Source organism: Pseudomonas sp. Irchel s3f10 (assembly GCF_900187515.1).
Lineage (GTDB): Bacteria > Pseudomonadota > Gammaproteobacteria > Pseudomonadales > Pseudomonadaceae > Aquipseudomonas > Aquipseudomonas tensinigenes.
In genome coordinates, this window is the sequence record NZ_FYDZ01000002.1 from 500,479 (window position 1) to 519,590 (window position 19,112).

The 19,112-nt window shown below is 59.4% G+C and carries 18 protein-coding genes; 7 read left to right on the plus strand and 11 right to left on the minus strand.

Going from position 1 to position 19,112, the window contains the following annotated elements:
• Positions 1-35: 35 nt before the first annotated feature.
• The 4 genes from lepB to lptF form a co-directional block, all read right to left on the minus strand.
• On the minus strand, positions 36-890 hold the full coding sequence (gene lepB / locus CKW17_RS07485) for a signal peptidase I (protein ID WP_095119368.1): 855 nt from the start codon (positions 888-890) through the stop codon (positions 36-38).
• A gap of 5 nt (positions 891-895) precedes the next feature.
• Positions 896-2,695: a translation elongation factor 4 gene (lepA, locus tag CKW17_RS07490; RefSeq protein WP_038357686.1), complete on the minus strand. Its 1,800-nt coding sequence runs from the start codon at positions 2,693-2,695 to the stop codon at positions 896-898.
• 173 nt (positions 2,696-2,868) lie between these two features.
• A complete protein-coding gene (gene lptG / locus CKW17_RS07495; RefSeq protein ID WP_095119369.1) occupies positions 2,869-3,930 on the minus strand; it encodes an LPS export ABC transporter permease LptG in 1,062 nt (353 codons plus the stop codon).
• Complete coding sequence (gene lptF, locus CKW17_RS07500) at positions 3,923-5,044, minus strand: LPS export ABC transporter permease LptF (RefSeq protein ID WP_095050952.1); 1,122 nt, start codon at positions 5,042-5,044, stop codon at positions 3,923-3,925. The genes lptG and lptF overlap by 8 nt, the downstream gene beginning before the upstream one ends.
• A gap of 576 nt (positions 5,045-5,620) precedes the next feature.
• Here lptF and CKW17_RS07505 point away from each other — a divergent pair.
• From CKW17_RS07505 to CKW17_RS07520, 4 genes are all read left to right on the plus strand, one after another.
• The gene (locus tag CKW17_RS07505; RefSeq protein ID WP_077571238.1) at positions 5,621-7,111 is read left to right on the plus strand and encodes a leucyl aminopeptidase; all 1,491 of its coding nucleotides are present in this window, start codon (positions 5,621-5,623) and stop codon (positions 7,109-7,111) included.
• A gap of 57 nt (positions 7,112-7,168) precedes the next feature.
• Complete coding sequence (locus tag CKW17_RS07510; protein WP_007909049.1) at positions 7,169-7,597, plus strand: DNA polymerase III subunit chi; 429 nt, start codon at positions 7,169-7,171, stop codon at positions 7,595-7,597.
• Positions 7,598-7,605: 8 nt separating this feature from the next.
• On the plus strand, positions 7,606-8,001 hold the full coding sequence (locus tag CKW17_RS07515; RefSeq protein ID WP_095119370.1) for a DNA polymerase III subunit chi: 396 nt from the start codon (positions 7,606-7,608) through the stop codon (positions 7,999-8,001).
• A gap of 194 nt (positions 8,002-8,195) precedes the next feature.
• The gene (locus tag CKW17_RS07520; RefSeq protein WP_095119371.1) at positions 8,196-11,042 is read left to right on the plus strand and encodes a valine--tRNA ligase; all 2,847 of its coding nucleotides are present in this window, start codon (positions 8,196-8,198) and stop codon (positions 11,040-11,042) included.
• A 58-nt stretch (positions 11,043-11,100) separates the two neighbouring features.
• Here CKW17_RS07520 and CKW17_RS07525 read toward each other — a convergent pair whose 3' ends face one another.
• On the minus strand, positions 11,101-11,520 hold the full coding sequence (locus CKW17_RS07525) for a hypothetical protein (protein WP_141234557.1): 420 nt from the start codon (positions 11,518-11,520) through the stop codon (positions 11,101-11,103).
• A gap of 214 nt (positions 11,521-11,734) precedes the next feature.
• On the opposite strand from CKW17_RS07525, the gene rlmF reads away from it, so the two are divergent.
• Entirely contained in the window at positions 11,735-12,754 is a 1,020-nt protein-coding gene (gene rlmF / locus CKW17_RS07530; protein ID WP_095119373.1) for a 23S rRNA (adenine(1618)-N(6))-methyltransferase RlmF, read from the plus strand.
• A 193-nt stretch (positions 12,755-12,947) separates the two neighbouring features.
• Here the strand turns inward: rlmF and CKW17_RS07535 are convergent, their stop codons facing one another.
• A complete protein-coding gene (locus tag CKW17_RS07535; RefSeq protein ID WP_003221909.1) occupies positions 12,948-13,229 on the minus strand; it encodes an HU family DNA-binding protein in 282 nt (93 codons plus the stop codon).
• 395 nt (positions 13,230-13,624) lie between these two features.
• On the opposite strand from CKW17_RS07535, the gene yejK reads away from it, so the two are divergent.
• Together yejK and CKW17_RS07545 are read left to right on the plus strand one after the other, a co-directional pair.
• Positions 13,625-14,629 (plus strand): nucleoid-associated protein YejK, encoded by a 1,005-nt coding sequence (gene yejK / locus CKW17_RS07540; protein WP_007909053.1) that lies wholly within the window; start codon positions 13,625-13,627, stop codon positions 14,627-14,629.
• Positions 14,629-14,979, plus strand: a complete 351-nt coding sequence (locus CKW17_RS07545) for a glutaredoxin family protein (protein ID WP_095119374.1) — start codon at positions 14,629-14,631, stop codon at positions 14,977-14,979. Before yejK ends, CKW17_RS07545 begins: the two co-directional genes overlap by 1 nt.
• A gap of 83 nt (positions 14,980-15,062) precedes the next feature.
• Here the strand turns inward: CKW17_RS07545 and CKW17_RS07550 are convergent, their stop codons facing one another.
• From CKW17_RS07550 to CKW17_RS07570, 5 genes are all read right to left on the minus strand, one after another.
• Complete coding sequence (locus CKW17_RS07550; RefSeq protein ID WP_095119375.1) at positions 15,063-15,998, minus strand: glutathione S-transferase family protein; 936 nt, start codon at positions 15,996-15,998, stop codon at positions 15,063-15,065.
• An 84-nt stretch (positions 15,999-16,082) separates the two neighbouring features.
• A complete protein-coding gene (locus tag CKW17_RS07555) occupies positions 16,083-16,385 on the minus strand; it encodes a GIY-YIG nuclease family protein (RefSeq protein WP_008083651.1) in 303 nt (100 codons plus the stop codon).
• A gap of 39 nt (positions 16,386-16,424) precedes the next feature.
• Positions 16,425-16,895 (minus strand): nuclear transport factor 2 family protein, encoded by a 471-nt coding sequence (locus tag CKW17_RS07560; protein ID WP_095119376.1) that lies wholly within the window; start codon positions 16,893-16,895, stop codon positions 16,425-16,427.
• Between the two features lie 204 nt (positions 16,896-17,099).
• Positions 17,100-18,404, minus strand: coding sequence for a CynX/NimT family MFS transporter (locus CKW17_RS07565; RefSeq protein WP_095119377.1), 1,305 nt, complete (start codon positions 18,402-18,404; stop codon positions 17,100-17,102).
• Positions 18,394-19,053 (minus strand): FadR/GntR family transcriptional regulator, encoded by a 660-nt coding sequence (locus CKW17_RS07570; protein WP_095119378.1) that lies wholly within the window; start codon positions 19,051-19,053, stop codon positions 18,394-18,396. The genes CKW17_RS07565 and CKW17_RS07570 overlap by 11 nt, the downstream gene beginning before the upstream one ends.
• Positions 19,054-19,112 lie beyond the last annotated feature (59 nt).

Consider the following 19,112-nt stretch of genomic DNA (forward strand, 5'->3'; position numbering starts at 1 on the left):
GCATTCGGCGCTGTGGTCAACAGCGCCGTGTGTGATTACTTGATCAGGCCAACCCGCGAAAAATTCGGCAGGTGACTGAGTTTCGGTTCCGGCCAGCTCATCCAGACCGCGAAGGCCTTGCCGACGATATTCTGGTCGGGAACCATGCCCAGCAGATCCTTGGGAATGTTCGGATCATCCCAGTAGCGACTGTCGTTCGAGTTGTCGCGGTTGTCGCCCATCATGAAGTAGTGCCCGGCGGGGACTGTCCACGAGCGGTCCGGCGTGGCGCGGTAGCGGCTCATTTCCTTGCGGATCAGATGCTCGGCGGCGCCCAGTTTCTCTTTGTACAGCTCGGCGCTGCCGAGCGTGCCCGGTTCGGCACCGACCATCTGCTCGGCAATCGATTCGCCATTCACAAACAGACGTTTGTCAGCGGTATAACGCACCGTGTCGCCCGGCAGGCCGACCACACGTTTGATGTAGTTGACGCTCGGGTCGCTCGGGTAACGGAACACCATTACATCGCCACGCTGGGGGTCACCGACTTCGATGATTTTCTTGTCGATCACCGGCAGGCGGATCCCGTAAGAAAACTTGCTCACCAGAATGAAGTCGCCGACGTCCAAGGTCGGTTTCATCGAGCCGGACGGAATCTGGAACGGCTCCACGAGGAACGAACGCAGCACCAGTACGATGAACAACACCGGGAAGAACGACTTGCCATATTCAACCAGCAGCGGCTCTTTGTTGAGTTTCTCGACTACCACGACATCGGGCTGGCTGACACTGCCTTGATAAGAGGCAATGGCCGCCCGGCGACGCGGCGCCAGAATCAACAGATCAAGCAACGCCAACAGGCCGCAGACGAACACGGCGATGACCAGCAACAGCGGGAAATTTAGTGACATAGGACCTAACTATCCAACCTGAGCACTGCAAGGAAGGCTTCTTGTGGAATTTCCACGTTGCCGACCTGCTTCATGCGTTTCTTACCGGCCTTTTGCTTCTCGAGCAGTTTCTTCTTACGGCTGACGTCACCACCGTAGCATTTGGCCAATACGTTCTTTCTGAGCGCCTTGACGGTTGTCCGGGCAACAATCTGACCACCAATGGCGGCCTGGATGGCTACGTCGAACATCTGACGAGGAATCAGTTCTTTCATCTTCTCGGTCAACTGGCGACCTTTGTAGTGCGAGTTGTCACGGTGCACGATCAATGCGAGGGCATCGACCTTGTCGCCGTTGATCAGCACGTCCAGTTTCACCAGATTAGCCGATTGGTAACGGTCGAAATGGTAATCCAGCGAAGCATAGCCGCGGCTGGTGGATTTGAGACGATCGAAGAAGTCCAGGACCACTTCGTTCATCGGCAGGTCGTAAGTGACTTGCACCTGATTGCCGAGGAACAGCATGTCGACTTGAACGCCGCGCTTCTCGATGCACAGGGTGATGACGTTGCCCAAGTGTTCCTGCGGCACCAGAATGTTGGCGCGCACGATCGGCTCGCGCATGTCTTCGATCGACGACACATCCGGAAGCTTGGATGGGTTGTCGACGTAAATCGTTTCACCGGTTTTCAGCACCAGCTCGAAAATCACCGTAGGCGCCGTGGTGATCAGGTCCAGGTCGTACTCGCGCTCGAGGCGCTCCTGGATGATCTCCATGTGCAGCATGCCGAGGAAGCCGCAACGGAAGCCGAAGCCCAGCGCGTCGGAGCTTTCCGGGGTGTATTGCAGCGACGAGTCGTTGAGGGTCAGCTTCTGCAGCGCTTCGCGGAAATCCTCGAAGTCGTCGGAGCTGACCGGGAACAGACCGGCGTAAACCTGTGGCTGGATGCGTTTGAAGCCTGGCAGCACTTCAACGTCCGGGGTCGAACTCAGGGTCAGGGTGTCACCGACCGGTGCACCGTGAATGTCCTTGATACTGGCGATGATGAAGCCCACTTCGCCGGCCTTCAGATCTGAAGTAGCGGTGTGCTTCGGGTTGAACACGCCAACGCTGTCGACCAGATGGATCTTGCCGGTGGACTTGACGAGGATCTTGTCGCCCTTCTTCACACGGCCATGACGCACGCGCACCAGGGAGACAACGCCCAGGTAGTTGTCGAACCAGGAGTCGATGATCAACGCTTGCAGCGGATCTTCGATGTTGCCGGTCGGCGCAGGAATGGTGTGCACCAGACGCTCGAGCACCTCGTCGACACCCAGGCCGGTCTTGGCGCTGCAGGTGACGGCGTCGGTGGCGTCGATGCCGATGATCTTCTCGATCTCGTCCTTGACGCGATCAGGATCGGCCTGCGGCAGGTCGATCTTGTTCAGCACCGGCATGACCTCAAGGCCCTGCTCGATGGCGGTGTAGCAGTTGGCTACGGACTGGGCTTCTACGCCTTGACCGGCGTCGACCACCAGCAAAGCGCCTTCACAAGCAGCCAGGGAACGGCTGACTTCGTAGGTGAAGTCGACGTGGCCCGGGGTGTCAATGAAGTTCAGCTGATACTTGATGCCATCTTTGGCCGTGTAATAAAGGGTGACGCTGTGGGCCTTGATGGTGATCCCGCGTTCACGCTCCAGATCCATGGAGTCCAGTACCTGGGCTTCCATTTCACGCTCGGCCAGGCCGCCGCACATCTGGATGAAGCGATCGGCCAGCGTCGACTTGCCATGGTCAATGTGGGCGATGATGGAGAAATTGCGGATATGACTCAAATCACTCACGGATCAACACTCAAAAAGGCTGCAGGCATAGCCCGCCGAAAAATAGCCGGGAATTGTACCTGATACACGGCGCAAGCGTCACGCTCACCTGTCACCCGGATTGCATGCAAAAACGCCCCGATCTGGCGACCGAGGCGTTTTCAAGGTTTGAAGCACAGGTCAATCGCCTGTCATCAACCGGCTCTTCGCAGCAGCCAGACACCCGCCAGCGCACAGACACCGGCCGGTACCAGCACCGCGAACAGCGGCGAGAAACCGAACACCAGGCTCGACGGGCCGAGCAAATCCTGGACGATACGGAAGGTGAAGCCCACCAGCACACCGGTGAACACCCGCTGGCCGAGGGTCACCGAGCGCAGCGGGCCGAAGATGAAGGAGATGGCCATCAACACCAGAGCGGCGGTGACCAGCGGTTGCAACACCTTGACCCAAAATGCCAGCCAGTAACGGCCGTTGCTCAGGCCTTGCTCGGACAGATAGTGGATGTAACCCCACAGGCCACTGATCGACAGCGATTCCGGGGCCATGACCACGGTGCTGAGCAGTTGCGGGCTCAACGCCACGTCCCATGGCTCGCTCGGGGTATTGACGACTTCAGTACTGCGCTCGTGGAACAGCGTGGTGGCAACGTCGGTGAGCTGCCATTTATTGCCGTCGAACTCAGCCTTTTTGGCGAAGCTCGAACTCAGCAGGTGGCGCTCCTTATCGAAGTGGTAGCGAGTCACGCCATACAACAGGCCGTTCGGTTGCACGGCGTTGATGTGGATGAACTCTTCACCCTGACGGTGCCACATACCGTGCTTGGCACTTTGCGCGTCGCCGCTGCCCTGCGCCAGCGAGCGGTTGGCCTGGGCCATGCTTTCGGTCGCCGGAGCAACGTATTCGCCGATCAGCACGCCAGCCAGCATCAGCACCAGCATTGGCTTCATGACAGCCCAGACGATACGGCCGATGGACACGCCCGCAGCGCGCATGACCGTCAGTTCACTGCTGCTGGCCAGACTGCCGAGACCGATCAGGCAGCCGATCAATGCGGCCATTGGCAGCATTTCGTAGAGACGGCGTGGCGCGGTCAGCAACACGAAGCTGAGGACATCGACGAGGGTATAGGTGTCGCTGACGTCGCCCATCTCATCGATGAAGGCAAACAAGGTCGCCAGACCGAGAATGATTGCCAGAACGGCAATAATCGCCATGAACACGCTGCTGCCGATGTAGCGGTCGAGTTTAACCACGGGCCACCTCCAGCGCTGCAGCGCGACGGCTGGCCATCTTCAGGCGTAGCGGCTCCCAATAGAGCAGGCCAAGGCCGATGAACAAGAAGATCGCATGTACCCACCACAGACCTAGGGCCGGCGGGATCTTGCCCTTCTCGAGGGCGCCGCGGGCGGCAATCAGGATGGTCAGGTAAGCCATATAAAGAAGAATCGCCGGCAGCAACTTGAGGAAACGCCCTTGACGCGGATTGACTCGCGACAGCGGCACCGCCATCAGGGTCACGATAAATACCAGCAGCGGCAGGGACAAACGCCATTGCAGTTCGGTTTTCGAGCGGATGTCATCGCTGCCCAGCAGAGACGAGGTCGGCATGGCGTCGCGATCAGTGACTTCTTCACTGACGTCCGGCTTGGGTAACAGCACGCCGTAGGTTTCGTAATGAATGGCGCGGTAATCGGCCTGCCCCGGGCTGCCGTCATAGCGATAGCCGTTATCGAGGATCAGATAGCGATTGCCGTCGGGCCGCACTTCCTGGCGACCGCTTTCGGCCACCAGCACGGAAATCCCGCGATCCTTTTGATCGGCACCGAGGTTTTTCTGCGAAATGAATACGCTGCCCAGATTGACGCGATCATCACTCAGGGTTTCGGTGTAGGTCACCCGAGTACCGTCACGCAGAGCCTGGAAGCGTCCCGGTTCGAGGGTGTCGAATTCAGTCAGCGCGTCCTGCTTGTTCAGCAGCAACTGGAATTGATTGGCGCCTTGCGGGGCCAGGCCCAGGCTCAGCCATGCCACCACCAGTGCAACCAGCGTCGCCGGAAACAGGGTCATGCGAAACAGCTTCTGCTGGCTCATGCCGGTGGCCGAGAGCACGGTCATTTCGCTTTCAAGATACAGGCGACCGTACGCCAGCAGGATCCCGAGAAACAGGCCCAGCGGCAGAATCAGTTGCAGGAAACCCGGCAGACGAAAGCCCATGATCAGGAACAACGAGCCCGGATCGAGCTGGCCGGCAGCGGCCTGAGCCAGATATTTGATGAAGCGACCGCTCATGATGATGACCAACAGCACGGCACTCACGGCGCTTAGGGTCAACAGGACTTCGCGGGACAGATAACGGAAGACGATCAAACCAGACACTCCAGGGTTGTCAGGCTAAGGCGGCCAAACAAGCAAACACATCGACCGGCCCGCAACGCAGAGCCGTCGAAAAAAGATGCGGCATTATCCTGTGATTGGGGGCGCCTGTCACTGCGCACACTCATCCATCGTTGTAATCCTTTGCAGATCGTACAACCTAGGGGGCGTTCTCAATTAGTTTTCACACCGCGCCGGGTCTGCTGTTGTGCAGGGCAAGGCGCGAGAAGCGTGGTTTGGTCATTCCAAATAAGCTTCGAGCAACGCAGCCCTGCACAACAGCAGGCCCGGCCCTTCGGGTTGTGCCTTAAAGCCGGCCAGTCTGCGTTGCAGACCTTGGAAAGGGAACAACCATTCCCAGCGGCCTGCGCCTTGCCTGGCTGGCTTTAAGGCGACAACGCGGTGTGAAAACTAATTGAGAACGCCCCCTAGGGTTGTCAGGCGCGGGGAGCGAGGTTCAAACTGCGGCCCTTGTCGCAGGCTTTGGCCTGCGCCTCTTCTATCTATAAGCAGGCGACTGCGGACACCGTCGAACGCCTGCGTGTTGACCATTCATTCAGGGATCCGGACATGGAACTGGTTGTAAAAAGCGTTAGCCCAGAAACGTTGAAAACCGCCACCCTGGTGGTTGCCGTCGGCGAAGGCCGCAAACTCGGCGTCGCCGCCAAACAGGTCGACGAACTGAGCGGTGGCGCGATCAGCGCCGTGCTCAAGCGTGGCGATCTGGCTGGTAAAGTCGGTCAAAGCCTGCTGTTGCACAGCCTGCCGAACCTGAAAGCCGAGCGCGTGCTGCTGGTCGGCGTGGGCAAGGATGAAGAACTGGGCGACCGTCCGTTCCGTAAAATCGTTGCCGGCATCCTCAACACCCTCAAGGGTCTGGGCGGCAGCGACGCCGTGCTGGCGCTGGATGAAGTCATTGTCAAAAACCGCGACAGCTACGGCAAAACCCGTCTGCTGGCGGAAACCCTGGTGGACGGCGAATACACCTTCGACCAGTTCAAGAGCCAGAAAGCCGAGCCGCGCGCTCTGAAAAAAATCACCCTGCTGACCATCAAGGCTGCACAAGCTGAAGTGCAGCGCGCGGTGAACCACGCCACTGCAATCGCCAACGGCATGGCGTTCACCCGCGATCTGGGCAACCTGCCGCCGAACATCTGCCACCCGACCTTCCTCGGCGAACAAGCGAAGAATCTGGGCAAAGAGTTCAAGGATCTGAAAGTCGAAGTCCTCGACGAGAAGAAGATCAAATCCCTGGGCATGGGCTCGTTCTACGCCGTTGGCCAGGGCAGCGAGCAACCGCCGCGCCTGATCGTCATGCAATACAACGGCGGCAAGAAATCCGAGAAGCCGTACGCACTGGTCGGTAAAGGCATCACCTTCGACACCGGCGGTATCAGCCTGAAGCCAGGCGCCGGCATGGACGAAATGAAGTACGACATGGGCGGCGCGGCCTCCGTGTTCGGCACCCTGCGTGCCGTGCTTGAACTGAAACTGCCGATCAACCTGGTGTGCATCCTCGCTTGCGCGGAAAACATGCCGAGCGGCAACGCGACCCGTCCGGGCGACATCGTCACCACCATGAGCGGCCAGACTGTGGAAATCCTCAACACCGACGCCGAAGGCCGTCTGGTGCTGTGCGATGCGCTGACCTACTCCGAGCGCTTCAAGCCGCAAGCAGTGATCGACATCGCCACCCTGACCGGCGCTTGCGTCGTTGCCTTGGGCGCCCACACTTCGGGCCTGCTGGGCAACAACGACGAACTGATCGACCAACTGCTCAGCGCCGGTAAAGCCGCTGACGACCGCGCCTGGCAATTGCCGCTGTTCGACGAATACCAGGAGCAACTGGACAGCCCCTTCGCCGACATCGCCAACATTGGCGGGCCGAAAGCCGGGACCATCACGGCTGCATGCTTCCTGTCGCGCTTCACCAAGAACCTCAACTGGGCGCACCTGGACATCGCCGGTACCGCATGGACCAGCGGCGGCAAGGACAAGGGCGCAACCGGCCGTCCGGTGCCTCTGTTGACCCAGTACCTGCTGGATCGCGCCAAAGCCTGAACCCGCTGACGGGCGGCGTTACCTTCAGGTGACGCCGCTTGCCGCTCTGGAACCGCAATGACCAAAGTCGACTTCTATATCCTGCCCAGCGCCGACCCTTCGGCTCGCCTGGACTTTGCCTGCAAGCTCACCGAGAAAGCCTGGCGCATGGGGCATCGCATCTATCTGCATTGCAGCGATGCGGCTCAACGCGATGATCTCGATGCGCGACTGTGGGCATTCAAGGGCGAAACGTTTGTACCGCACGGCCCGGCTGATAGCGAACCGGACGGTTTGATCGTTTTGGGCCTGGGTGACGACTGCGGTCAGCATCAGGATTTACTGGTCAATCTCGACCTGAAAGTCCCGGCCTTCGCCAGCAAATTCGCCCGCGTGGCGGAAGTGGTGGTCGAAGATCCGACGATTCGGGCAGCCGCGCGGGAGAGTTTCCGTTTCTACCGCGAACAGGGCTATCCTCTGCAAGATCACCGTTTACAGCGACTCTGAGCATTCCAATGGACACTCCGAAACCGCAGCAAAAGCCGACACACCTGCTGGACGATCTCGAGTCGATCCGCCAGTTGCTCGGCGATGACAACCTGCAACCGCCTCTGTTGACCGATACGGTCGATGATGGCGAACAGGAACAGATTCCGATGTTGTTCGATTCGGTCGGCAACGAGCCGGCTGCCGTCGAACCGCCTCCCGCGCCAGCTCCGACACCCGCCGTACAACCGGCGGCACCTGTGGATAAAGGCCCGGACGCCCTGCTCCACCTGGACAGCGAGCTGCGCGCCGCCGCGCAATTGATTATGCAGGACGTGATTGACGATTTCGCGCCGCACATCGAAACCGAAATCAAACGCCGCCTCGATGCACGGATGGAACGACTGCTCAGCCAGTACGAATAAACCGCCCCGTGTAGGAGCTGCCGCAGGCTGCGATCTTTTGACCTTTGTTTTTTAAAGACAAGATCAAAAGATCGCAGCCTTCGGCAGCTCCTACATTTAGATCTCCATCCGGCCCGCCCCGCTCGCCCTCGGCCCCATGCCCCGCTATACTCGTCGGCTTTTCCTGAATTAATGCCAATAGGGTCCCGCCGCGCATGGATAAGACCTACCAGCCGCACGCCATTGAAACTTCCTGGTACAACACCTGGGAGTCCGAGAACTACTTCGCCCCGCAAGGCGCGGGCGACTCCTACACCATCATGATCCCGCCGCCGAACGTCACCGGCAGCCTGCACATGGGTCACGGTTTCAACAACGCGATCATGGACGCGCTGATCCGTTTCCGCCGCATGCAGGGTCGCAACACCCTGTGGCAGCCGGGCACCGACCACGCCGGTATCGCCACGCAGATGCTGGTGGAGCGTCAACTCGAAGCCCAGGGCCAGAATCGCCATGATCTGGGCCGAGAAAAATTCCTCGAGAAAGTCTGGGAATGGAAGGATCAGTCCGGCGGCAACATCAGCCGTCAGATCCGCCGCCTCGGCTCGTCCGTTGACTGGAGCCGCGAGCGCTTCACCATGGACGACGGCCTCTCGGAAGCGGTTAAAGAAGCGTTCGTGCGCCTGCACGAAGACGGCCTGATCTACCGCGGCAAGCGTCTGGTCAACTGGGACACCAAGTTGCACACGGCGATTTCCGACCTCGAAGTGGAAAACCACGACGAGAAAGGTTTCCTGTGGAACCTGAAGTACCCACTGGCTGACGGCGCAAAAACCGCTGACGGCAACGACTTCCTGATCGTCGCGACCACCCGTCCGGAAACCATGCTCGGCGACTCCGCCGTTGCGGTGAACCCGAACGATGAGCGCTACCAGGCCCTGATCGGCAAGTTTGTCGAGCTGCCACTGGTTGGCCGCCGCATCCCGATCATCGCCGACGATTACTGCGATCCTGAATTCGGCACCGGCTGCGTGAAAATCACCCCGGCCCACGATTTCAACGACTACGAAGTCGGCAAGCGCCACAACCTGCCGTTGCTGAACATCTTCGACAAGAACGCCGCCGTACTGCCGGCCTGTCAGGTGTTCAACCTCGACGGCACGCTGAACGACAGCATCGACGGCAAGATCCCGGCAGAATACGTCGGCCTCGACCGCTTCGAAGCGCGCAAGCAAATCGTCGCTGCATTCGATGCCGCCGGTCTGTTGGTCAGCGTCAACGACCACGGCCTGAAAGTACCGAAAGGCGACCGCTCCGGCACCATCATCGAGCCGTGGCTGACCGACCAGTGGTACGTGTCGACCAAACCGCTGGCCGAGCCTGCGATTGCTGCCGTTGAAGACGGCCGTATCCAGTTCGTGCCGAAGCAGTACGAAAACATGTACTTCTCGTGGATGCGCGACATCCAGGACTGGTGCATCAGCCGTCAGCTGTGGTGGGGCCACCGGATTCCGGCCTGGTACGACGAGTCGGGCAAGGTCTACGTCGGTCGCGACGAAGCCGAAGTGCGTGCCAAGCACAACCTCGGCCCGGACGTTGCGCTGCAACAGGACAACGACGTACTCGACACCTGGTTCAGTTCCGGCCTGTGGACCTTCTCCACCCTGGGCTGGCCTGAGCAGACTGAATTCCTGAAGAAATTCCACTCCACCGACGTACTGGTCACCGGTTTCGACATCATTTTCTTCTGGGTTGCCCGGATGATCATGCTGACCATGCACCTGATCAAGAACGAAGACGGCACGCCGCAAGTTCCGTTCAAGACCGTTTATGTGCACGGTCTGGTGCGTGATGGCCAGGGCCAGAAGATGTCCAAGTCCAAGGGCAACGTCCTGGACCCGCTGGACATCATCGACGGTATCGAGCTGGAAGACCTGGTGCAGAAGCGCACCTCCGGCATGATGCAGCCGAAACTGGCGAAGAAGATCGAGAAGCAGACCCGCGACGAGTTCGCCGATGGCATCGCCAGCTACGGCACCGACGCCCTGCGCTTCACCTTCTGCTCGCTGGCCTCGACCGGTCGCGACATCAAATTCGACATGGGCCGTGTTGAAGGCTATCGCAACTTCTGCAACAAGATCTGGAACGCCGCGCGCTATGTTCTGGACAAAGGCGAAGACTGCGGCCAGAACGGCGAAGCTTACGAGCTGTCGCTGGCGGATCGCTGGATCATCTCGCAGCTGCAACGCACCGAAGCCGAAGTGACCCGTCAACTCGATCAGTTCCGTTTCGACCTGGCGGCACAAGCGCTGTACGAGTTCATCTGGAACCATTACTGCGACTGGTACCTGGAACTGTCCAAGCCTGTGCTGTGGGACGAGAACGCGCCGGTTGAACGTCAGCGCGGCACCCGTCGTACGCTGGTTCGCGTACTGGAAGTGGCGCTGCGTCTGGCGCATCCGTTCATGCCGTTCATCACTGAAGAAATCTGGCAGCGCATCGCGCCGCTGGCCGGCATTCAGGGCAAGACGATCATGCTGCAAGCGTGGCCAGTGGCCAACGAAGAGCGCATTGATCCGGCCGCCGAAGACGATATCGAATGGCTCAAGGAACTGATGCTCGGCACGCGTAACATCCGTGGCGAAATGAACATCGGCCCGGGCAAGCCATTGCCGATCTACCTGAAGAACGTCAGCGCTGAAGACCAGCGCCGTCTGACCGAGAACGAAGCGCTGCTGAAGAAGCTGGCACGTCTGGAATCGATCACTGTTCTGCAGGCTGGCGAAGAAGCACCGCTGTCCGCCACCGCACTGGTTGGAGAGATGGAAGTGCTGGTGCCAATGGCCGGCCTGATCGACAAGGGCGCTGAGCTGGCACGCCTGGACAAGGAAATCCTGCGTCTGCAGGGCGAAGTCCAGCGGGTTGGCGGCAAACTGTCCAACGCCGGTTTCGTCGACAAGGCCCCGGCCGAAGTCATCGAGAAGGAACGCGCCAAACTGGCCGAGGCTGAACAAGCCCTGGGCAAACTGGCCGAGCAACACGCGCGGATTGCCAGCCTGTAACAGCAAATCGCAATGAAAAGGGAGGCCACAATGGCCTCCCTTTTTTATGACAGGTGTATTACTCCGGGCATGATTCGCCATCCGGCAGCATGAGTCCGACAATGACGAATGACAGTGGTGAGGTACCGATAACAGAGTTATCTCGTGTTACGACATAGCTCACAAGCAGCGACCCGTTCCCCTGGGCATGGCCAAGGATTGGTTTGATCAATGTTTCGTAAGGTTCAACGTTGAATTGTAGTTTTTTCGTGCTCTGTTTTACGGGTTGGGTGAAAGTGGCTTTCGTCCCTGCAATGGGCCCCGTGCCGTTGACAGCTGAACAGGCTTGGGATGTCAGGGCAACTATGTCGCCCACCATCACTTCCGGAGGGATTTTGATATCAACGAGAATGCCTTTAACGGGACTCGGATCACTTCCACAATTGATAATTCCTGACGGGTTGGCACTTGGAAAGGTCGCTTCACTTAGTTGAATCATCTCAATCACTCGCTGAAGAATCTCCGGCTGGAGAAGACGCTGCCAGTAAAGCCGCATTCCACAAGTGCGCCTACTGTCATATATGACAGGTATCCAAGACCGATTTGGAATCGGTAGTTGCGATCGTTATACCTTTTTCACTCGTTTACTCGGGTACCGTTGAGATGTGGGACAATACCCGCCACTTTCAGCCATACCCGAATCGATCACGCCCATGAACGCCCCCCGCACACCCAAACCTGCGCGCAAGAAGCCTGACTCCGCGACCCCGGCCAAGACCGTTGAGCCGCGTGAAAAAGCCAGCCTGCACCCGCGCAATCGCCATCAGGGTCGTTACGACTTCCCGGCGCTGATCAAAACCACGCCGGAACTGGCGAAGTTTGTGATCACCAACCCATACGGCAAGGAAAGCATCGACTTCGCCAGCCCCGATGCGGTGCGCGTGTTCAACCGGGCGCTGCTCAAGTCGTTTTATGGCATCCAGCATTGGGACATCCCGGCGGACTACCTCTGCCCACCCGTACCAGGCCGTGCCGATTACGTGCACTTCCTCGCCGACCTGCTGGCAAGCATGAACGACGGCAAGGTCCCGCGCGGCGCGATCGTCAACGTGCTGGATATCGGCATGGGCGCCAACTGCGTGTATCCGCTGATCGGCAACAGCGAATACCGCTGGCACTTCCTTGGTTCGGAGATCGATCCGACCGCCGTGGCTGCCGCGCGAGCCATCGTTCAGTCCAACGATCTGAACAAGGTGATCCAGCTGCGCCAGCAGGAAAACCGCAAGCACATCCTGATCGGCTTGCTGGAACCGGGCGAGCGCTTTGACCTGACCATGTGCAACCCGCCGTTCCACGCCTCGATGGACGAAGCGACCAAGGGCAGCGAGCGCAAATGGCGTGCGCTGGGCAAGGCTGACCCGAAACGCAAACTGCCGGTGCTGAACTTCGGCGGCCAGTCAGCCGAGCTGTGGTGTGAAGGTGGCGAAGCACGTTTCGTGACGCAACTGATCGCCGAAAGCGCGAACTTCCAGCATAAGGTGCTGTGGTTCAGCACCTTGGTGTCGAAAGCGTCGAACCTGCCAGCCATCGAAACCGCACTGAAAAAAGCTGGCGTGCTGGAAAGCCAGGTCGTCGAGATGTCTCAGGGCCAGAAGCAGAGCCGCTTTGTGGCCTGGACTTTCCAGACCAAGTCCGAGCAGCAGATCTGGCGCCGCGAGCGCTGGGTACGCTAATACACCGAAGATCCCCTGTGGGAGCGAGCCTGCTCGCGAAGGCGGCGTGTCAGTTAGCTTCAATATCGACTGATCCACCGCATTCGCGAGCAGGCTCGCTCCCACATTGGCCCTGCGATTCAGCCACCAAATCGCAGACACAAAAAAACCGTGCCCGGATCACTCCGGAGCACGGTTTTTTTATCGCCGCGTCTTACTTGTTCACAGCGTCGGTCAGGCCTTTGGCCACAACCAGCTTGATCACTTTCTTCGCAGGGATTTCGATGGCAGCGCCAGTCGAAGGGTTACGGCCAGTGCGGGCAGGACGCTCGGTCACTTTCAGCTTGCCGATACCTGGCAAGGTGATTTCGCCGCCGTTTTCCAGCTGATCGGCAACGATTTGGCCCAGTTGGTCCAGAGCGTTACGCGCGGTGGTTTTCGGCGCGTCGATAGCTTCAGCGATGTCGGCGATCAGTTGGTCTTTAGTAAGAGCCATGTAGTGTTCCTTCCCTATCAAATTCATATGGATTGCAGAGTGCAGTGTCAGCCATCGAGCCCGATCTTCTGGATCTGGCACCCTCGGCGATAACCACGACGAGTCGGGTTATAGATACCGAAATCAGGGTTTGGTTCGACCTGACAAATGCTGATTGCACGCTTAACGCAGTGACTTCGCGTAAGACCGGGCAAAACTAGCACAGAGACGGGGAAATATCCGCCTCTAGCTACCCATTTGGTCAGCTTTATTGCTCTAAATCGGTAAAAAACTGCATAAGGCCGGTCGTGCGCCCCGGTTTCGCCCTACAACCCGCGCCAAAACCAGTGGTTGCGGTACACTTAGCGCTTTTTCGGGGGAGCCTGCCCTCCTCCCTTCCAACAGCCGAGAAGCCCATGCCGATCCGTCATTGCATCGTCCACCTGATCGACAAAAAACCCGACGGCACACCCGCAGTTCTGCACGCCCGTGACACGGAACTGGCCGAGTCTGCAGCCATCGAGAACATGCTCGCCGACCTCAACGAGAGCTATAACGCCAAACAGGGCAAAGCCTGGGGTCTGTTCCATCCGGAGTCCGGCGCATTCCCCTTCAGCGGCTGGCTGAAGGAATACATGGAAGGCGGCAAGGACTTCACCGCGTTCAGCAAAGTCGCGGTCGAGCACCTGCAAAAGCTGATGGAAGAATCGAACCTGTCCGTGGGTGGCCACGTGCTGTTCGCTCACTATCAGCAAGGCATGACCGATTACCTTGCGATCGCCCTGCTGCACCACAGCGAAGGCGTGGCGGTGACCGACGAGCTGGACGTGACCCCGTCGCGCCACCTCGACCTCGGCCAACTGCACCTCGCAGCGCGGATCAACGTCTCCGAGTGGCAGAACAACAAGCAGTCCAAGCAGTACATCTCGTTCATCAAGGGCAAGAACGGCAAAAAGGTTTCGGAATACTTCCGCGACTTCATCGGCTGCCAGGAGGGCGTCGACGGCCCGGGCGAGACGCGCACGCTGCTCAAGGCTTTCAGCGACTTCGTAGAAAGCGAAGACCTGCCGGAAGAATCCGCCCGCGAGAAGACCAAGACGTTGGTGGACTATGCCAGCAGCCAGGCCAAGCTCGGCGAGCCGATGGGCCTGGAAGAGCTGTCCGAGCTGATTGACGAAGAACGGCCGAAAGCCTTTTACGATCACATCCGCAACAAGGATTACGGTCTGTCGCCAGAGATTCCGGCGGACAAACGCACCTTGAATCAATTCCGTCGCTTCACCGGACGCGCCGAAGGCCTGTCGATCAGCTTCGAAGCGCACCTGCTGGGCTCGAAGATCGAGTATGACGAAGAGGCTGGCACGCTGGTGATCAAAGGCCTGCCAACGTCGCTCACCGATCAGCTGAAGCGCCGTAACTGATGCTCGGTAAAGTGCTGAAGAAGGTTGCGCTGGTTCTGCTGGTGGTCGTGGTCTATCAGAACTGGGGCAAGATCGAGCGGGTGTTCAATCCGTCGCAGATGGTTGCAGAGCAGACGCGCGCGCAAGCCAACGTCGTGCTCTACGCCACCGACTGGTGCGGCTACTGCAAGCAGACCAAACGTTTTCTCGACAGCAAGGGGATTGCGTTCAAGGAGTTCGATATCGAGAAGGATGCCGAAGCGCGCAAGGCGTATGAGGCATTGGGTGGGCGCGGGATTCCGCTGATTGATGTGAACGGCACGTTGATTCGCGGATTCGACCCGGACGAAATCCTCGCCGCCCTGAAGTAAACACAAGATCAAAAGATCGCAGCCTGCGGCAGCTCCTACATGAGATCGGTGTAGGAGCTGCCGAAGGCTGCGATCTTTTGCTTTTAGCGGGCTTCGATACGAAAACCGAAACGCGGGAAGTGCACATGCACCACGCCGCCACGTTCGTCTTCGCGACGAATGATCAGCTCTTCGCTACCGGCAAACAGCAACTCCCCCACCACCGGATCAACCCCGTAATCCGTCGCCGAGATCGCCACCTGCTGCCCGGCCTTGAAGCCGTTCGGATCTACAAACTGCTCGCCAGGCAATGCCGCCGGTGCCGCGTTGCGTGCAACCTCAAGCGCCTCTTCCGACGTCATCGCACTGGCTGCTCCATGGCCAAAGCCCAGCACTCGGCCCAACCAGGCCGCAACTGCCGGATACTCATCCACCAGCGGTGCAGTGACGTGAGTGGCCTTGAGGAACCACAGCGGATGTGCCAGCGCGAAGTCGGCAATCGACGGTTCACCAAAGAGGAAGTCGCCCTGCTCGCGCTGCAACTGCTGCTCCAGTCGCGCCATGATCGTCGGCCATTGATGTTTGGCCTGCTCAGCGGACAGACGTGTGGCACTGCCACCCGAGAACAGACCGGCGCGATCGGCGATAAAAGCCTTGATCGCTTCCGGCGGCAACTTGGCGAAACGCACGGCCACCGATTCCGGTTGAAACACCAGGCTCACCGCATGTTGAAACACCACCGAGTCAGCCCATGTGGCAAAACTCGCGGAGGTGAACTCCTGGCCCTCGGGAAAGAACGCCGGCAAGGCCTTTTCCTGCTCCAGGCGACGGGCGATCAGCGATGTGTCGCAATAGATATCAGCGCCAATCTGCAACACCGGGGTTTTGCGATAGCCGCCAGTCAGGGCGGTCAGATCCGGTTTCGGCATCACCGGCGAGATATGCACCGAGCGCCACGACAAGCCTTTGAAGCCCAGCAGCAAGCGGGCCTTCTCGGCAAATGGAGAGGTCGGGTAATGATGGAGAATCAACTCGGACATGCTCGGCTCCGCCGCTCAGATAGTGAGCCAGCAGCTTAGCGCGCATTTGCTTAGCAGCCTACAGATCTGCCTGATGGGAACTGATCAGTCAGATTGATAAGACGCGACCAGACACTCCTTCGCGCTCTTCCTGAGTTTTTTGATTAACCGTTCCTGGCGCAACGCATCGCTTTTATCGCGGCACAGTTCGGTATAAACCAGCGCCATGGCCGGGCTGGAAAGGAAGAACCGCGCGCCTTTGCCGCTTTGATGCTTGGCGAAGCGACGCACCGGATCATCGCTGATCCCGCAGTACAACGAGCCATTGGCGGCGCGAACGAGGTAGACGAACCAGGATTTGCTCACCGGTTCGGCAACATCGACAGATTTTTCGCTAAGGCTGGTCACTTCGGGATCAAGACGTGTAGGAAACAGGCGGCGATCTTATCAGCGACCGGCCTGGAATGCCTTCAGTCCCTTCAGCGCCTGAGCGCGTACGGCGTTGCGCACCAGCGGTGTCCAGCCCAGCAGCAGGCCTTTGAAACCGAGTGCCTGACGCGACCAGCGCCACAGATCGAAATGGTCGTGGTGCTCGCAGATCTTGCCGTCACGAAACACGAAACGGGCCTGGATATCGTTGATGACGATGTTGCCGGTCTGGCTGAACAGGTAGGTTGCGACCCAATGCGCGCCGCCGCTGCGCTCATCGGCGCGGACGTTGTCGAAGGTCAGGGAGAAGTCCTTGGCGCGTGTGGTGAGCATGCGCCACATGTCGCCGGCATCGCGCCCGCGCAGTTCACCGAAGGCCGGATCGCTGAATACTACGTCGTCGGTGTAGCAGACGGCCATGGCTTCGGCATCGAGGCGCTGGAAGGCCTGATAGAAACGGGTGATCAACGCGGCGTGGGCTTCACTCATGGGCAAACTCCAAAATAGGTACAGAGTGCCAGCACGATAATCCGCAATGCGCAGAAACACTATCGGCATTCGTAAACCGAATTCCCGAAGTACACAAAACCACTGTAGGAGTGAGCCTGCTCGCGATTGCGTTCTTCCAGCCCACAATGCGCAAACGGACACACCGCTATCGCGAGCAGGCTCACTCCTACAGTTTGAGCGGTGTCAGATTCTTTCGCTTTGCACTTGCACGTACAGCGCCCGCCCGGCGCCAAGCCCGGCGATGATCGCGCCGGTGCCAATGATGCCGAAGATCCAGCCCACCGCATTCCAGCCGCCGGTCCAGTCATGCACCACGCCGACCGCGAACGGCCCCATCGACGCCAGCGTGTAGCCGAAGCCCTGAGACATGCTCGACAGGTTCGCCGCGACATGGGAATCGCGCGAACGCAGCACAATCAACGTCAACGCCAGACTGAACGTACCGCCCTGCCCCAGACCCAGCAAAATCGCCCAGCCCCACAGGCCTTCGATCGGCGCGTACAGGCAGCCGAACAGACCGCCGAGGGTCAGCGCCATGACCACGACGATGGCCAGACGCTGATCCTTGCCGCGAGTGGCCAGCCATGGTGCGGCCAACGAGCTGGCAAGTTGAATGATCACCGAACCGGACAACACCAGGCCGGCCTGGGTTGGCGTCAGGCCGCGACCAATCAGGATCGACGGCAACCAGCCAAAGACGATGTAGGCCAGCGACGATTGCAGGCCCATGTACAAGGTCACTTGCCAGGCCAGCGGATCACGCAGCAGACCGCGCACACGATAAGCGACATTGTGCGCGCCATGCTTTTGCCCGACTTGCGGCAACCAGAACACCGCCGCAACCAGCGCCGGAATCACCCAGAAACCCAGGCCCATCGCCCAGCTACCACCGAAATGCTCACTGAGCGGCACGCTGGAACCCGCTGCCATCGCCGCGCCCAGGCACAGCGCCATGGTGTAGACGCCGGTCATGGTGCCGGCGTGTTTGGCAAAGTCGCGCTTGACGATACCCGGCAACAGAACGCCGATGATGCCGATGCTGGCGCCGCCCAATACGCTGCCGGCGAACAAGCCGATCTCGCCAAAGTTGCTGCGCAAAATGATCCCGCCAGCCAGTGTCAGCAGAATCCCCAGCACAACCCGTTCAGCGCCGAAACGCCGCGCCAGAATCGGTGCCAGCGGTGCAAACAATCCGAGGCAGAGCACCGGCAGCGTGGTCAGCAAACCGGCCTGAGCCGCCGACAAACCGAGGCTTTTGGAAACGTCGCTGAGCAGCGGCGCCATGCTCGACAACGCCGGGCGCAGGTTCAGCGCCACCAGAATCAAGCCGAGCAGCAACAGCCACGGCCGGCGCACCAGCGGATGGCTTTGTTGCACTTGCTCGTCATCGGCCTCGGCATCGATCAGCAGCTCTTCAAGCTCTGCCGTACGTTTTGGGGTTGTGGATATCTCACTGCGGGACATGGATTTCTCGGTTTCAAGGTTCATTGATCAATTGCCTCGACAAGGCTTTGGCCCGTTCCGGGTCGCGTTGCTCGACCGCATCGAGCAACTCGATGTGCAGATCGAACACTTCCTGACGGCGCGGGACGATGTTCAGGGTCTGGCGCAACTGCGCGCCGACGATGCTGGAGAAATAGCGATACAACTCGCTGAGGGTCGGGTTGTGCGCGGCATCGACCAAGCGACGGTGGAACACCAGATCGCAGGCGATGTAGGTGTCGAGGTCGCCGTGGTAGTGGCTGCCGCTGGTGCCGAGCGCCTCACGCAATGCGACGAGGTCTTCGTCGGTGCGGCGCAACGCTGCCAAGCCGATGGCCTCGACCTCGAGGATGTGCCGGGTTTCCCGCGCCTGCTCCAGCGAGCAGCGTGACAACGCCTTTAGCGTATCGAGCGGATCGACCACCGCACGCAAGTAACTGCCATCGCCCTGACGAATCTCGATCAGCCCTGAAAACGCCAGCACGCGCATGGCTTCGCGCACGGTGTTGCGGCTGATGCCCAGTTCGGCGCACAGCTCGGGTTCGGTCGGCAATCGCTCGCCGACCTGCCAGGCACCGCTGTTGATGCGCTGACGGAGTTGATCCAAGGCCTGATCGACCAGGGATCGCTTAACGAGTGGAGAAATGTCTGACATAGGATTCGCCCTTTCATCCAATCATAGGATGAATTTTCTGACATGTTAGTCAGACCCGT

Bases quoted from the DNA above. Each gene is read 5' to 3' on its own strand.
- yejK (WP_007909053.1), top strand. From the start codon at position 13,625: ATGCCGATCCGTCATTGCATCGTCCACCTGATCGACAAAAAACCCGAC.
- CKW17_RS07550 (WP_095119375.1), bottom strand. From the start codon at position 15,998: ATGTCCGAGTTGATTCTCCATCATTACCCGACCTCTCCATTTGCCGAG.
- CKW17_RS07515 (WP_095119370.1), top strand. From the start codon at position 7,606: ATGGACACTCCGAAACCGCAGCAAAAGCCGACACACCTGCTGGACGAT.
- CKW17_RS07520 (WP_095119371.1), top strand. From the start codon at position 8,196: ATGGATAAGACCTACCAGCCGCACGCCATTGAAACTTCCTGGTACAAC.
- CKW17_RS07505 (WP_077571238.1), top strand. From the start codon at position 5,621: ATGGAACTGGTTGTAAAAAGCGTTAGCCCAGAAACGTTGAAAACCGCC.
- lepB (WP_095119368.1), bottom strand. From the start codon at position 890: ATGTCACTAAATTTCCCGCTGTTGCTGGTCATCGCCGTGTTCGTCTGC.
- CKW17_RS07510 (WP_007909049.1), top strand. From the start codon at position 7,169: ATGACCAAAGTCGACTTCTATATCCTGCCCAGCGCCGACCCTTCGGCT.
- CKW17_RS07535 (WP_003221909.1), bottom strand. From the start codon at position 13,229: ATGGCTCTTACTAAAGACCAACTGATCGCCGACATCGCTGAAGCTATC.
- CKW17_RS07545 (WP_095119374.1), top strand. From the start codon at position 14,629: ATGCTCGGTAAAGTGCTGAAGAAGGTTGCGCTGGTTCTGCTGGTGGTC.
- CKW17_RS07565 (WP_095119377.1), bottom strand. From the start codon at position 18,404: ATGAACCTTGAAACCGAGAAATCCATGTCCCGCAGTGAGATATCCACA.
- CKW17_RS07525 (WP_141234557.1), bottom strand. From the start codon at position 11,520: ATGATTCAACTAAGTGAAGCGACCTTTCCAAGTGCCAACCCGTCAGGA.
- rlmF (WP_095119373.1), top strand. From the start codon at position 11,735: ATGAACGCCCCCCGCACACCCAAACCTGCGCGCAAGAAGCCTGACTCC.
- CKW17_RS07560 (WP_095119376.1), bottom strand. From the start codon at position 16,895: ATGAGTGAAGCCCACGCCGCGTTGATCACCCGTTTCTATCAGGCCTTC.
- CKW17_RS07570 (WP_095119378.1), bottom strand. From the start codon at position 19,053: ATGTCAGACATTTCTCCACTCGTTAAGCGATCCCTGGTCGATCAGGCC.